The organism is Pseudodesulfovibrio sp. (assembly GCF_028692895.1).
GTDB lineage: Bacteria > Desulfobacterota > Desulfovibrionia > Desulfovibrionales > Desulfovibrionaceae > Pseudodesulfovibrio.
Map to the genome: position 1 here is coordinate 1 of NZ_JAQUWN010000010.1, position 14,534 is coordinate 14,534.

At 67.7% G+C, this 14,534-nt stretch carries 12 protein-coding genes and 1 pseudogene; 9 read left to right on the forward strand and 4 right to left on the reverse strand.

Going from position 1 to position 14,534, the window contains the following annotated elements; translation table 11 throughout:
- Positions 1-401 (forward strand): IS110 family transposase (locus PHP91_RS04000; RefSeq protein ID WP_300137209.1); only part of this gene is annotated, 401 nt, incomplete at its 5' end.
- A gap of 263 nt (positions 402-664) precedes the next feature.
- Here the strand turns inward: PHP91_RS04000 and PHP91_RS04005 are convergent.
- On the reverse strand, positions 665-1,468 hold the full coding sequence (locus PHP91_RS04005) for a 2-amino-3,7-dideoxy-D-threo-hept-6-ulosonate synthase (RefSeq protein ID WP_300137212.1): 804 nt from the start codon (positions 1,466-1,468) through the stop codon (positions 665-667).
- Between the two features lie 213 nt (positions 1,469-1,681).
- Between PHP91_RS04005 and PHP91_RS04010 the strand changes: the two genes are divergently transcribed.
- Positions 1,682-2,947, forward strand: coding sequence for an HDOD domain-containing protein (locus PHP91_RS04010; RefSeq protein ID WP_300137215.1), 1,266 nt, complete (start codon positions 1,682-1,684; stop codon positions 2,945-2,947).
- Positions 2,948-3,006: 59 nt separating this feature from the next.
- Positions 3,007-4,206 carry an amidohydrolase family protein gene (locus PHP91_RS04015; RefSeq protein ID WP_300137218.1) on the forward strand — a complete coding sequence of 400 codons (1,200 nt, stop codon included), beginning with the start codon at positions 3,007-3,009 and terminating at the stop codon, positions 4,204-4,206.
- A 21-nt stretch (positions 4,207-4,227) separates the two neighbouring features.
- On the opposite strand, the gene PHP91_RS04020 is transcribed toward PHP91_RS04015, so the two are convergent.
- Positions 4,228-5,097, reverse strand: coding sequence for a radical SAM protein (locus tag PHP91_RS04020; protein ID WP_300137221.1), 870 nt, complete (start codon positions 5,095-5,097; stop codon positions 4,228-4,230).
- A 220-nt stretch (positions 5,098-5,317) separates the two neighbouring features.
- Between PHP91_RS04020 and PHP91_RS04025 the strand changes: the two are divergent.
- From PHP91_RS04025 to PHP91_RS04035, 3 genes and pseudogenes are all read left to right on the forward strand, one after another.
- A pseudogene (locus PHP91_RS04025) lies at positions 5,318-5,500 on the forward strand (methyl-accepting chemotaxis protein); the annotation flags it as partial.
- A 73-nt stretch (positions 5,501-5,573) separates the two neighbouring features.
- Positions 5,574-7,967, forward strand: coding sequence for a PAS domain-containing hybrid sensor histidine kinase/response regulator (locus PHP91_RS04030; RefSeq protein ID WP_300137224.1), 2,394 nt, complete (start codon positions 5,574-5,576; stop codon positions 7,965-7,967).
- Positions 7,968-7,998: 31 nt separating this feature from the next.
- Entirely contained in the window at positions 7,999-8,367 is a 369-nt protein-coding gene (locus tag PHP91_RS04035; RefSeq protein WP_300137227.1) for a response regulator, read from the forward strand.
- Between the two features lie 178 nt (positions 8,368-8,545).
- On the opposite strand, the gene PHP91_RS04040 is transcribed toward PHP91_RS04035, so the two are convergent.
- Positions 8,546-10,000, reverse strand: coding sequence for a DUF1007 family protein (locus PHP91_RS04040; protein ID WP_300137230.1), 1,455 nt, complete (start codon positions 9,998-10,000; stop codon positions 8,546-8,548).
- Positions 10,001-10,120: 120 nt separating this feature from the next.
- Between PHP91_RS04040 and PHP91_RS04045 the strand changes: the two genes are divergently transcribed.
- The 3 genes from PHP91_RS04045 (at position 10,121) to PHP91_RS04055 (ending at position 13,729) form a co-directional block, all read left to right on the forward strand.
- Entirely contained in the window at positions 10,121-10,828 is a 708-nt protein-coding gene (locus tag PHP91_RS04045; RefSeq protein ID WP_300137234.1) for a transporter substrate-binding domain-containing protein, read from the forward strand.
- Positions 10,829-10,925: 97 nt separating this feature from the next.
- Entirely contained in the window at positions 10,926-12,854 is a 1,929-nt protein-coding gene (locus PHP91_RS04050) for an ATP-binding protein (RefSeq protein ID WP_300137237.1), read from the forward strand.
- A 68-nt stretch (positions 12,855-12,922) separates the two neighbouring features.
- Complete coding sequence (locus tag PHP91_RS04055; protein ID WP_300137242.1) at positions 12,923-13,729, forward strand: nitroreductase family protein; 807 nt, start codon at positions 12,923-12,925, stop codon at positions 13,727-13,729.
- A gap of 130 nt (positions 13,730-13,859) precedes the next feature.
- Here the strand turns inward: PHP91_RS04055 and PHP91_RS04060 are convergent, their stop codons facing one another.
- Positions 13,860-14,354 (reverse strand): hypothetical protein, encoded by a 495-nt coding sequence (locus PHP91_RS04060; protein ID WP_300137245.1) that lies wholly within the window; start codon positions 14,352-14,354, stop codon positions 13,860-13,862.
- Positions 14,355-14,534 lie beyond the last annotated feature (180 nt).

Consider the following 14,534-nt stretch of genomic DNA (forward strand, 5'->3'; position numbering starts at 1 on the left):
GCCTGCACGCCAAGGAACAAGACGAGGCGCGACGCATCGCCGCCATGAGGTCCGTTCCTGGCGTCGGCGAGGTGGTCGCGACCGCATTTGCCGCTGAAATATACCGCCCGGAGCGTTTCAACCGCAGCGAGGAGGTGACGGCCTATCTCGGCCTGGCCCCGGTGATCCGGCAAAGCGGTGGCGGAAAGGGAAAGTCGTTTATCCGACCGGTGGGGCAACGTCGCTTGCGAAGCCTGCTCGTGGAAGCGGCCTGGGGCTGGAAGCAAAGAGACGAATGGGCGCGGGAGTTCTACAATCGGATTTTGAGCCGACACGGCGTGCCGCAAAAGGCGATCACCGCGCTGGCTCGAAAGCTGGCCGCATTGCTGTGGAAGCCCAGCTTGCCACCGGCAACGGCCTGAACGGATCGCGGGGGGCCTTAGGTAGCATCGACTACGAACAAAAATGGCGATCCAAAACAACTACCGTACCGAATCGGTACTTGGTGCCGCAGAGCACGAATAAGAAAAGGAATACACTCTATTAGCCGCAATGGTGAGGGTAGAGTCTGGCCTGTGAACAGTCGAAGACAGGGCAAATGGGAGGGATTGACATGGGGCCGCATAAGGAAAGCCCCCGACCGGCGCTCCGGGCGGGGGCTTTGCATCGGCGCGCTGCCGGAAAGCTACAGGATGTCCTCGTGCCCTTCCAAGGCCGCGTCCACGCTCATGTTCTCGTGAACCACGCGGTTGAGGACCTGGACCAGCCGGGTCCGGTTGTGGTGCTGGAAGACGTTGCGGCCCACGGAAAGGCCCGCCCCGCCCGCGTCCAGGGAGGCGCGGACCATGTTCAGGAAGTCGCGCGTGGAGTCCATCTTGGCCCCGCCCGCGATGACCACGGGCACGCAGGCGCACTCCACGACCTTGGCGAAGGACTCCGGGTCGCCGGTGTAGTTGACCTTGACCACGTCCGCGCCGAGCTCCGCGCCCACGCGGGCGCAGTGGGCCACCACGTCCGGGGCGAACTCGTCCGGGATCTTGGCCCCGCGCGCATAGATCATGGCGAGCAGGGGCATGCCCCACTCGCCCGCCGACGCGGCCACGGCTCCCAGGTCGGCCAGCATCTGGCCCTCGGTCTCGTCGCCCAGGTTGATGTGCACGCTCACGGCGTCCGCGCCCAGGCGGATGGCCTCCTCCACCGTGGTCACCAGCCGCTTGACGTTGGGGTACGGCGAAAGGCAGGTCCCGGCCGAAAGATGGACGATGCAGCCGAAGTCCCGGCCCTGCATGCGGTGGCCGAGCTTGACCTGGCCCTTGTGCACCAACCCCGCGTTGGCCCCGCCCGCCACCAGGTCGGTGACGGTGTCGCGCATCTTCTCCAGCCCTGCGATGGGCCCCACGGTCACGCCGTGGTCCATGGGCACGATGATGGTGCGCCCGGTGTTGCGGTTGAAGATTCTCTCCAGGCGAATGGCTTTTCCTATGTGCATCGTGTCACCCCTGTGCTGGTTCCGCGCCGTTTCGGCTTGTTGTCGCTCCATTGCGCCATGACATAATACACTCGCGCCCAAGAGAAAAGGGGAATCCGCCCCGCCCGGCGGGTGCAACCGAAGCTTGACGCGCCGCAACCGTTCCTTTTATTGACTTGCGCGCCAGAACATGGAAACAGGAAACAAGCGGGCGGACGCCCGGAGCGAGCACCCATGAGCGAAGACATAGCATACGAAAACATATTCATCGCCCGGCAGCCCGTGTTCGACCGGAACAACGGCACCTGGGGGTACATGCTCCTGTTCCGCGACAGCCAGAACGCGGATCACGCCGTCATCGCCGACAACTCCGAAGCGACCATGACCCTGGTGGCCAACCTGCCCCTGTGCGGCGGCATCGCCGGGGCCAAGGGCCGCCTGATGATCCACTTCACCCCCGACGACATCAAGCGCGACACCCCCCTGGCCGTGCCCTGGCCCAACGTGGTCATCATCGTGGAGGAGACGGCCGAGGCCGACACCGCCACCCTCACCGCCCTGGCCGAATTCCGCAACCAGGGCTACGAAGTGGCCGTCAACAACTTCGAGGGCCGCGAAGGCGGCGAACACCTGGCCGAACTGGCCGACTACTTCGTCGTGGACATGGACGGCAAGGCCCCCGACGACCTCTCCCGCATCGTCTCCCGGGGCAAGAAAAGCGGCTCGGCCCGCTTCATCGCCAAACGGGTGGAAACCGCCGACATCCTGGCCATGGCCCGCGACGCCGGGTTCCACCTCTTCCACGGCTTCTTCTTCCAGCGCCCGCAGGTCCAGTCCGGACGCAAGATTTCCTCCTCCGAAGTGACGCGGCTCAAGCTCTTCGAAATCATCGAAAAGGACGAGCCCGACTTCGACGCCCTGGCCCCGGCCATCGAGGCGGACGTGACCATCAGCTACCGGCTGCTCAATTTCCTCAACTCCGCCAACTTCAGCTTCGCCTCCACCATCACCTCCATCCGGCAGGCCGTGGTCCTGGCGGGCTGGAAACCCATCCGCAACTGGCTCAGGCTCATCATCCTCACGGACATGACCCCGTCGGAAAAGACCATGGAGCTCGCCTACCTCTCGGCCCACCGGGCCAAGCTCTTCGAAACCGCCGCCCTGGGCGGGGGCTACGAGGAGGAGTCGGACAAGCTCTTCATGCTCGGCCTCTTCTCCCTGCTCGACGCCCTGTTCGACATGGAGATGAAGGACGTGGTCAAACAACTGCCCGTGGATGACGCCATCAAGGCCGCCCTGTGCGGACAGAACAACCGCTACACCTCCTGGATCGCCCTGGCCAAGGCCATCGAGAGCTCGGACTGGGACGCCGTGGGCACACTGGCCAAGGAACTGAACCTCCTGCCCGGCACCGTGGCCGTCAGCTACCAGCACGCCTTCTCCTGGGCCGACTCCTTCTTCTCCATGCACGGGGAAACGGACCGGGAAACCGTCCAGTAGCCCAGGGACGACTGCGCCCGGCCTTGCCCGGCCCGTCCATATCCCGTACCGTCGGCTTCATGGCCGAAACCCTGTCCCGCCGCGCCTTTCTGGCCGCCTGCGCCGCCCTGGCCCTGCCGCGCCCCGCGCTGGCGGCGTCCTCGCCCCGCGCCCTGGTCGGCACCGTCCTCGCGGGCCCCGGCCTCACCCCCCTGCCCGACCACGCCGTGCTCGTCTCCGGCGCCCGCATCCAGGCCGTGCTTCCGGCCGCCGCCCTGCCCCCGGACACCCCGGTCCTCTTCCGCACCGGCCACATCCTGCCCGGCGTCATCAACTGCCACGTCCACCGCGTCCACGCCGACGACGACCGCCGCGCCCGCCACCTCGTCCACGGCGTCACCTCCATCGGCGACGCGGCTTCGCCCCTCGCCGCCCTGCGCGAACTCGCCCGGTCCCCCACCGGCCAGACCGCCACCGCCGCCTGCGCCGGGCCCATGCTCTGCCCGCCCGGCGGCTACCCCCTGCCCGTCCACAGCCCGGAACACGGTCTGCCCACCACCTCGCCCCGGCAGGCCCGCCGACACGTCCGCTTCCTCGCCGACCACGGCGCAACCATGATAAAGCTCGCCTTCGAACCCGGCCCCTACCCCACCCCCTGGCCCCTGCTCGACACCGCCACCGCCGCTGCCGCCGCCGACCAGGCCCGCAAACTCGGCCTCACCGTCCGCTGCCACGTCGAAGACCTCGGCGGACTCGCCCCCGCCCTCGACGCGGGCGTCGACGTCGTGGACCACGTCCCCCACCGCCACATCACCCCGTCCGGCCCCCAGCCCGTCCTCATCCCGGACGAAACCGCCCCCGCACCCCACTACCTCGCCCTGCTCGAACGCATGGCCCGCAACCGCGTCACCCTCGCCCCCACCCTTGACGTCCTCTCCCGCTCCCTCTGGCGCGGCCCCTGCCAGACCATCCCCACCGCCGCCTTCCATGCCCTCGGCGGCCAGATCGCCGTGGGCAACGACTTTCCCTACCGACGCACCGACGCGGGCATGCCCCTCGCCGAACTCCACCTGCTCCACGACGCCGGACTCCCCACCCGCGCCGTCCTCCAGGCCGCCACCTCCGGCAGCGCCCACGCCTGCGGACTGGCTAACCGGGGCGTCATCGAACCCGGCGCCCAGGCCGACCTCCTCGTCACCCGCGCCAACCCCTTGGAAGCCCTCGACACCCTGGCCGACCCGGTGCTCGTGATGAAGGACGGGGTGGTCGTCCGGGGATAAGAAGCGGGGAATGCCTCCGGCCTACAGCCGCCGCATCCCTTCCGGCCTCAGCGGCGTGAGCCCGGCGATGGCCTGGTCGAGCTGTTCGAGGGCGCTGGCCTTGCCGGAGGGCAGGCGGACCTTGAGAGGCAGGTAGTTGGAGGCGTGGTTGGCGAGGAAGAGGGCGCGCGGCAGGTCGAGATGGGCGATCATTTCGCGCAGTTCGCGAAGGATGCCGAGGCTGTCGGGAAGCGTGAAGCCGCCTTGTCGGTGGCGGGCGTGGAGGGGGGTGCCGGGAATGAGCATGAGGGAGAGTGCGGCGATCTGGTCGGGCTGCATGGCGCTCAGGGCGTCGGCGGTGGCGCGGGCGTGGGCGAGGGAGCCGGCGACGCCGCCCAGGCCGTTGAGGATGGTGACGTTGAGCTTGATTCCGGCGGCTCGGGCGCGGCGGCCCTGCTCGACGATGAGGGCGGCGGTCTCGCCCTTGTTCATGGAGGAGAGGACGGCGTCGTCGCCGGATTCGAGGCCCATGTAGACGATGCCGAGGCCTGCGTCGCGCAGGGCGGCCAGGTCGGCGTCGGATTTGCGGGCCAGGCCGGCGGCGCGGGCGTAGGAGCCGACGCGGGTGACCCAGGGGAGTCGGGCGCGGATGTCGGCGAGGAGGGCGAGAAGCCGGGATTGGGGCAGGACCAGGGCGTCGCCGTCGCAGAGGAAGAGGCGGCGCTGGCGGGCGCAGTGCGCGGAGGCGAAGTCGAGGTCCCGGCGGACGGCGGCCGGGTCCTTGATGGCGAAGGGCTTGTCCAGGTACGCGCCGCAGAAGGCGCAGCGGTTGTGGGAGCAGCCCAGGGTGACCTGGAGCAGGATGCTGTCGGCCTCGCTGGGCGGGCGGATGATGGTTCCCCGGTGGTCCATGTCCCTTGGTAGCAGGAGCGGGCCGTCCTGGGAACCGCCAAGGGAGCGGTCCGGCGCGATTCTAATTGACCGGATGGCGGCGGCTTCCTAACAGGAGAGTATCCACCGGCCCCTGTTCCGCCGGTCCGGGGCCGCCTTTGAAGCCGTTGCCGAGGAGACGCGCACGGCCCTGAATTCCGTGCAAAGCCGTTTCATCGCCTTTCTCGTGGCCGCCCGGCCTCTGGCCCTGAACGCGGCCATCGGGGCGGCCAGGGCGGACGGCGCGGGCAGGGGGTTCGCCGTGGCGGAGAACGAGGTCCGCAAGCTGGCGGAAAAAACCATGGACGCCACGCGCGAGGTGGGCGAGAACATTCAGGCGATCCAGGGCGCCACCCGGGGCAACGTCGTCCCGGCCGTGGCCTCGGGGGAGCAATCCGCCGCCAAGGAAACACGGCAGGCCATCCGGAGCCCGAAGAACCGAGGATCGGGAAGCGAACATGAAGAACAACGGAAAACCCGCCGCGCCGACGTCCTACGTCTCCCTGGACGGGACGGCCGCCGCGCTGATCGAGGCTTCGGCCTCATCGGCCCTGGTGGTGGACGTCGGGGGCCACATCCTGGCCGCCAACGACGTCGCGGCCAGGCGGTTCGGCCGCAAGCGGGGCAAGGAGCTGGAGCAGGTCAACCTCTTCGACCTGCTGCCCGAGGAATCGGCAGCCGAGCATCGGGAAAAGCTCGCCCAGGCCATCATGCGCTCCCGGCTCGTGCGCTTCGAGGAGGAGGTGAACGAGCGCATCCTGGCCCACGCCATCGTGCCCGTGCCCGATCCCTGGGGCGGGGTGGCCCGGCTCGCGGTCTCCACGGCCGACCTCACGGACCTGCGCCGCACGGACCAGTGGCTGCGCCGCGAGCAGCAGCGCCAGATCTTCTTCATGGAGTCCCTGCCGGGCATCGTCTACCACCTCTACCCGGACCACACCATCCGGTACGCCAACCGCTATTTCCGCCGCTATTTCGGCCGCCCCGGCGACCTGCCCTGCAAGGATGTCCTGCACTGCCGTGACGAGGACTGCGCCGGCTGCCCGCCCATGGCCGCCATGCAGGAGGACCGGGCCATGGAGTGGGACTGGACCGACGCCCAGGGCCGGACCTTCCACCTGCAATGCAGCCCCATGACCGACGCGGCCGGGGAGCGGATGATCATGGTGCTCGGCATCGACATCACGGCCCGCAAGAAGGCCGAGGACGCCCTGCAAAAGGCCCACGACAAGATGGAGGACCGCGTCCGCCAGCGCACCCGCGAACTGGAGCGGGCCAACAACGAGCTGACCAGCAAGTCCATGCGCCTGGTCTCGGCCATGAAGAAGGCCGACGCCGCCACCCGGGCCAAGTCCAACTTCCTGGCCAACATGAGCCACGAGATCCGCACCCCGCTCAATGCGGTGCTCGGCATGGCCGAGCTCGCCCTCCTGGAAAAGGACGAGCCCAAGCGCGAGCGCTACCTGCACCGGATCATGGAAGCGGGCGAGTCCCTGCTCACGGTCATCAACGACATCCTCGACTTCTCCAAGATCGAGGCGCGCAAGCTCTCCCTGGAATCCCTCCACTTCGACCTGCGCCAGGTCCTCGAATCGGTCATGGACATCCACCGGCTCCAGACCTCGGCCAAGAGCCTGGCCTTCGACCTGGCCGTGGACGACGCGGTCCCGGACGTGCTGCTGGGCGACCCCTCCCGGCTCAAGCAGGTGCTCATCAACCTCATCTCCAACGCGGTCAAGTTCACGGAGCGGGGCGGCATCACCGTGTCGGTGACCAACGCCGGGGAACCGGGGACCGGGGAAGGCGAGGCCGCCCTGGATTTCGCCGTGGCCGACACCGGCATCGGCATCCCGGCCGACAAGCAGCACGCCGTGTTCGAATCCTTCCTCCAGGCCGACGAGACCATCACCCGCAAGCACGGCGGCACCGGCCTGGGCCTGGCCATCTGCAAGCTGCTGGTGGAGCTGATGCACGGCCACATGCGCCTCGCCTCCATCGAGGGCGAGGGCTCCACCTTTTCCTTCACCGCCCGCTTCGCCCTCGGCGACCCGGCCGCCCTGCCCAAGCCCGCTGCCTATGCCCCGCCCCCGGCCCTGGGCCGCCTGCAGGTCCTGCTGGCGGACGACAACGCCCTCAACCGCTTCCTGGCCAAGACCCTGCTCGAACAGCACGGGCACGACGTCACCACCGTGGAGAACGGCGCGCAGGCCCTGGAGGCGGTCCGGGAACAGCGCTTCGACCTGGCGCTCATGGACGTGCAGATGCCCGTCATGGACGGCATCACCGCCACCCGCGCCATCCGCGACCCCAACTCGGGCGCCCTGAACCCGAGCCTGCCCATCGTGGCCATCACCGCCCACGCCCTCAAGGGCGACCGGGAGCGTTTCCTGGACGCGGGCATGAACGACTACATCGCCAAGCCCATGAGCATGGACGCCTTCTACGCCGCCATTTCCCGCGTCATGGAGGGCCGCTCCGCGCCCGAGGCCGAGGAGCGGGTCCCCAAGGTGAACGGCGCGGCCTTCGACCGCGAAGGCGCGCTGGACCGCCTCGGCGGCCGGAGCGACCTGCTGGGCCGCATGGACGAGTTCTTCGTGCGCGACGCGCCCGTGGACCTGGAGGGCGTCCGCCAAGGCCTGGCCGGGAAGGATTTCGCCGAGGCCAAACGCCTGGCCCACGCCATCAAGGGCGCGGCCCGGACCATCGGCGCGAACCGCGTCGGCTCCCGCGCCGAGCAGTTGGAGTTCTTCTGCGGCCAGAAGGACGGGCCGTCATGTGATAATAAATTGAAAATCCTTGAACTCGAATTGCGTGAAGCGCTAGAGTTCCTCAGGAAGAAACCGCAAGCCTGACGTCGAAGCAAGCCGACAAAGGAGCTTACCCATGAAGACCATACTCGTGGTGGACGACGCGCCCATCATCCGGGAGCTGATCAAATCCGTGCTGGAGGCGGAAGGCTACAACGTGGTCGAGGCGGCGGACGGCGAGGAAGCCATCCGAATCTGCCGCGAAAAACCCGTCGACCTGTCCATAGTGGACATCTTCCTGCCCAAGAAGGGCGGCCTCCAGGTCATGGGCGAACTGATCAAGTCCGAACGCAACCACAAGTTCATCGCCATCTCCGGCGGCGAGGCCTTCAACCCCGAAGCCATCGTCGAACTGGCCAAGGTCTTCGACGTGGTCGAAACCTTCACCAAGCCCATCGACACCCGAAAACTCGTCGAAACCGTCAAGGACGCCCTGGCGGATTAGACGGACTTCCGGCGGCCGGGAGAGAAGGGGAGAGGGGAACCTTTTTGAAAAAGGCTCCCCTCTCCCCTTTTCCTCCGCCTCCCAAGGCTTTCGTGGCGCGCACTCCCTCCGCCCGGCGGGGATCGCCCTTCCGCGTCTTTTCGCCCGTGCGGCGCAGGCGGGTCGGCGAGCCCCCCCCCTAGTGCCAGACCGAACTGCTCATGAACAGGGCCGTCCCGATGAGGGTGATGGCCAAGCCGCCGCACAGGGCGAGGGCGCCGTACAGCCAGTTGAAGACCCGACGATTGGCCGAGGAGAGCCGCAGGGTGGCGGACCGGGCGGCCACCGCGCCCCAGGCGAAGAGAGTCGTGGTGACGCCCATGCCCGCGGCCATGGCCACCACGGCCAGGAGCCCGGCCCAAAGGATCTGCTGGCCCACGGCGAAGGCGAGGATCACGGCCGCGCCGGGGCAGGGCGCCAAGCCGGTGACCAGGGAGACGAGCAGAATCTGGCGGAGGCTTTCGGGCGCGGCCGCCCCGGCGGGAGCGGAACAGCCGGGTTCGGCCAGCAGGCCGCCCCGCCACAGCCCGCGCGCGGTGTTGAGCAGGAGGAAGAGGCCGACCAGCGCGACCAGAGCGTAGCTGACGGGCTGGAGGGCGAGGGATGCCTCGGTGACCCCGCCCATTCCCGTGGAGAACAGGGCGTAGGCCAGGGCCACGGCCACGGCCGCCGAGCTCATGTGCACGAAGGTGATGGCGTTGCCCATGAGCGCGCCCGAAAAAAACGAGCCGGGGCGGCTCAGGAAATAGGAGCAGACCACGGCCTTGCCGTGCCCCGGTCCCACGGCGTGGACGATGCCGTAGAGGAAGGAGAAGGCCAGGAACCACCACAGGGCCGGGCCGAGGGGCGCGGAGCGGATGCCCAGGCCGAAGCCGTTGAGCTTGAGGGTGAGCGCCTTCTGGGCCTGGCGCACCAGGTTCATGGCCCGTTCGAGGAGCGAAAGCGTCCCGGCCGGGACGGCCGGTTCTTCCCCGCCGGTCAGCAGGGGCGAGGTCCCGCCGCCGGGCCCCCTCACCGAGAGGTGCACGGCCTGGGGCACGATGAACTGCCAGTAGGTCCGGTCCTTGGCCGGGCGGATGGAGAAGCCGGCGCGCTCCGCCCCCGGTCCGGCGATGGCGATGCGGTCCTCCAGGAGCAGCATGTCGGTGTAGTATTCCCGGTCGAACACGGCGGCGCGGAAGCCGCGCATCTCCGCCGAGGACAGGTGGACGGGCACGGTGAAGGCGTAGGCCAGCCGCCCCTCCCTGAGGGACGCCCGGAAATCGCGCACTTGGCCGACCGGCAGCCGCCCTCCCCCGTTTTCGAGAAAGGTGAAATACCCGAAGTTGGCCAGGTTGTCGAAGGCCCCGGCCTTGATGGCGGCCTGGCCCTCCGGGGTGGCCAGAGCGGCCGGGTCCAGACCCAGCTCGGCCAGGATGGCGTTGGTGAAGAGGTCGTCGAAGAGCCAGTCCTCGCACAGGGCGGCCAGGCCGGTCCCGTCGAGCTCGAAGGTCAGGGAGACGTCCACGTAGACGTGGGGATGGGCGTGGGCCGGGGCCGCCCAGAGGAGCAGCGCCAGCAGGGCGGGGAGCAGGATTCGGATCGGCGCGCGCATCATCGACGCCTGTTAGATGACTCCGGCGCGCAAGGCAAGGGGCCGGGACCCCCGGCGTTGTCAATTCTCCGGTTTGGCCGTATCATGGCGGTTCAGAGAACCGCCAACAAAAGGGGAACCATGCTCCGATCGCGGACCGCCCTCCTCCTGTGCGCCCTCCTGGCCTTCCTGGCCTTCCCGGCTATCCCGGCCCCGGCCGGACAGTTCACCATCGCCGTGCCCTCCGACGCCTGCCCCTCCCCGGCCCTGCTGGCCGACCTGGCGCGCCTGCTGCTCCGCAAGGCGGGCCTGACCCCGCAGGTGATCCAGATGCCGACGGCGGGCATCGGCCAGGCCCTGGCCAATGGCGCGGCGGGCGCGGCCCTGGCCGACGCCTCGCTGGCGCGGGCCGCCGGGGCCTCCAACCTGGGCCCGGCCTTGCACCTGAAGCTGGTGGTGCTGCCGCGCGCCACCACGGTCCTGCGCTCCCCGCGCGACCTGGGGGCCAAGACCCTGTCCCTGGCCCGGACCGACGCCTCGCTCCTGCGCACGGCCCGACAACTGGGCGCAACGCCCCTGCCCGCGCAAAACACCGGCGACGCCATCCGCCTCGCCCTGGCCGGACGGGCCGACGCGGTCCTGGGCTGGGAGCGGGTGGTCCTGGCCCGGCTGCAAAAGAACCGCTATCCCGCGCGCGCCCTGGGCAAGCCCATCACCCTGGCCGCCTACTCCCCCTGCCTGCTGCTGGCCAAAAGCGGCGCGGCCCAGCGCAACCGGCTGAGCGACGCCCTGCTCCACCTCGTCCGCAGCGGAGCCCTCGACGCCGAAGCTTCCAGGCACCTTCAATAACTATGGTGACACCGGGAACCGACTTGTGTAATTAAATGAATCCAGGGATAGCCATGCGACAGTTTCGTCCCGATTTTCCGCACCCGGTAAAGGACAGATGAACACCGACAAGCCCAAACGCCCGTTTTTCACGACCCGGTCCATCTCGCGCGACCTGACCTCCAGTCTTGTGGTCATCGTCCTGATCGTGGCCACGGCGATGGGCGCCTACATCTACTGGCAGCAGTCCGAGGAGATGTGGGCCACAGCCGAGGAAAAGGGCGAGGACACCATCGCCAGCGTGGCCGAAATCCTGGCCGTGCCCATCTGGAACCTGGACTACGACAACGCCCGGCTCATCGGCTCGGTCTACACCCACGACGACATGGTCCAGGGCATCCGCATCTACGGCTCGCGCAACGAGGTCGTCTTCGCCCACGAAAAATTCTCCGGCACCAAGGCGGACTTCAGCAAGGTGCGGCCCATCGTCTTCGAGGGGCGCACCATCGGCCGGGCCGAGATCGACTTCACCCTGGCGCGCGAAAAGAAACGGCTGGACGAACAGCTCCTGGTCTCCTCCCTGCTCATCGTCGTGGCCATCTCCGTCATCCTGGCCATCACCGGCCTGCTCCTGCGCGTCTTCCTGAACAAGCCGCTGCACGTCTTCCAGCAGGGCATCGCCCGCGTGGCCAAGGGCGACTTCTCCTACGACTTCGGCGAGGTGCACCACGCCGAACTCCTGGAGATCGCCAAACGGTTCCGGCGCATGTCCGCCGAGATCGAGGCGCGCGAAAAGAAACTCCAGGCCATGAACAAGACCCTTCAGGAAGCCGAGGAGAAATACCGGGGCATCTTCGAAAACGCCATCGAAGGCATCTTCCAGGCCACGCCCGACGGCGTGCTGCGCCGCGCCAACCCCGCCATGGCCCGCATCTTCGGCTACGAGTCCCTGGACGAGTTCCTGTCCAACGTCCGCTCCCTGGGCTCGCGCATCATGGTCAACCCCGACGCCATGCAGCGCTTCTACGACCACGTCCGCGAACGCGGCGAGGTCAAGGGGTTCGAGGCAGAATACTACCGCCGCGACGGCAAGACCATCTGGGGCTCCCTCAACGCCCGCGCCATCCACGGCGCGGAGTCCGGCAAGCTCATCTTCATCGAGGGCATCCTGGAGGACATCACCGAACGCAAACAGGCCGAACAGGACCTGGCCGACCTGAACAGGCACCTGGAGCAACTGGTGCGCGAACGGACCGAGGACCTCGTCAACAAGGCCCGCGAACTGGAAGAGGCAAACCAGCGCCTGCGCGAACTCGACGAGATGAAGTCCGCCTTCCTCTCCTCCGTGTCACACGAACTGCGCACCCCGCTCACCTCCATCCTCGGCTTCGCCAAGCTCATCAACAAGGAGTTCACCAAGAACTTCATGCCGCTCGGCAGCGACAAGCCCGTCCTGGTCAAGAAAGGCGAACGCATCCGCGAAAACCTGACCATCATCAGCCACGAGGGCGAACGCCTCACCCGGCTCATCAACGACGTCCTCGACCTGAACAAGATCGAGTCCGGCAGCATGGGCTGGCGCGACGAACGGCTCGACGTGGCCGACGCCGTGGACGTGGCCGTGCACTCCGTCACCGGCATGTTCGCCCAAAATCCCAAGGTGGACCTGGCCACCGAAATCGACGCCGACCTGCCCGCCATCATCGCCGACCCGGACCGCATCCAGCAGGTCCTCATCAACCTGCTGAACAACGCCGCCAAATTCACCGAGGAAGGACACGTCACCGTGCGCGCCTTCCCCCGCTTCGGACAGGTGCGCGTGGAAGTGGCCGACACCGGCCTCGGCATCCACGCCGACGACCAGTCCCAAATCTTCGAGAAATTCCACCAGACCCGCAGCGACACCATGGAAAACAAGCCCAAAGGCACCGGCCTGGGCCTGACCATCTGCCGCGAAATCATCGAGCACTACGGCGGCCGCATCTGGGTCGAATCCCAACTGGGCGAGGGCTCCACCTTCATCTTCACCCTGCCCGCCGCCAACTAGGCCGGTCCCGTCCGGCCACGGAAAACCGCCCCGCCGACGGGGCGCAACCGTAGCGGAGAAAAACACCCATGTTCGCCGACAAGGAAAAATGCAAACGGTGCGGCGCCTGCGCCGCCGAATGCCCCTACGACCTCATCGTGGACGACCCCGAAGGCTTCCCCAAGCTTCGGCCCGCCGCCAAAAAAACCTGCATCGCCTGCGGACACTGCGTGGCCGTCTGCCCCACCGGCGCCCTCGCCCTGCCCGACATGCCGCCCGTCACCGACGCCCTTTCGCCCGAACAGTGCCGGGCCATGATCCGCGACCAGCACGTCACACCCGAACAGGCCGACCAGTTCCTGCGCTCCAGGCGCTCCATCCGCACCTACCGCGACAAGACCATCCCCGAGCAAATCCTGCTCGAACTCCTCGGCGTCGCCGCCTTCGCACCCAGCGCCAAAAACGGCCAGCCCGCCCGCTGGATCGTCACCCGCTCGGCCGAAACCACCCAGGAACTCGTCAGCCACGTCGTCCACTACATGTCCATCAACAACGTCTTCCCCGGCGTCATCAAAAACTGGAAAAAAGGCGTCGACAAGGTCTGCCACAACGCCCCCCACGTCGCCGTGGCCTACGCCGCCGAAGACGGCTTCAACCCCGCCGAAGACTGCGCCCTCGCCGCCGCCTACCTCGAACTCGCCGCCCACGCGCGCGGCATCGGCGCCTGCTGGGCCGGATTCCTCATGGAAGCCGCCGAAGGCTGCCAGGCCCTGCGCGAACGACTCGGCATCCCCGAAGGTCACGGCGTCTACGCGGCACTCATGCTCGGCTACCCCAAATTCCGCTACGCCCGCATCCCCCGCCGCAGAGACGTCACCGTCCGCTGGCTGGATTAGCCGGGCCAGGGAATGCCGGCGGGGGCCGCCGGAGGCATTCACACGCACGCCCGGCCGCAGCTTCGCCGTCAAACGGCAACGGGCGCGGCTCCGAGGAGTCGCGCCCGCTGGGGTTGTTGTCGATTCGGGATCAGATGGCGAGGAGGGCGGCGCGGATGTTCTTTTTGCCGAACTCGCGGGCCTTGGCCTCATCCCACATGAAGATGTCGATGCGCTTGGTGAAGCGTTTGTTCATGAGGTCATTGATCTCGAAGATGCCGAGCCCTTCGATGCGGACTTTGCGGCCGAAGACCCAGCCCTGGTCGAAGAGGTCGCGGGACACGGCGATGGTGCCCTGGCGGACCCGGCGATTGGACGCCGCGATGAGCGGGTCGTCGTCGCACTGGTCGGTGGTGGGGTTGTATGCGGTGACCGTGACCGTCCGCACGGGCGAATTGGTCAGGGCCTTCTGGAGCAGCCGGACTTCCTCGATCATGCCCTTGCGGGCCTCGGCGGTCTGCTCGGTCAGTACCAGTTTGTGGTGCAGGGAGTCGATCTCCTGCTGCTTGACGATAACAACTACAGCCAGAATGACAAGAAGCGCGCTAAGCACAGGCGTCAGGGTGTAGCTGAGGACACTTTTCATGGTTCTCACATCTCCTGTGACGTTTGGTCGGTCGCATATAATGGGGTGAAATGATCTTGTCAACGCCTTGCACAGCCGCCGGAACCGGGGTCGAAAAGCGAGCACAACGAGTTGATTTGACATGATTATTGCGCTATGCTCGCAACGCGGATGTCAGGCTGGGCTATCCCCACCCCACCG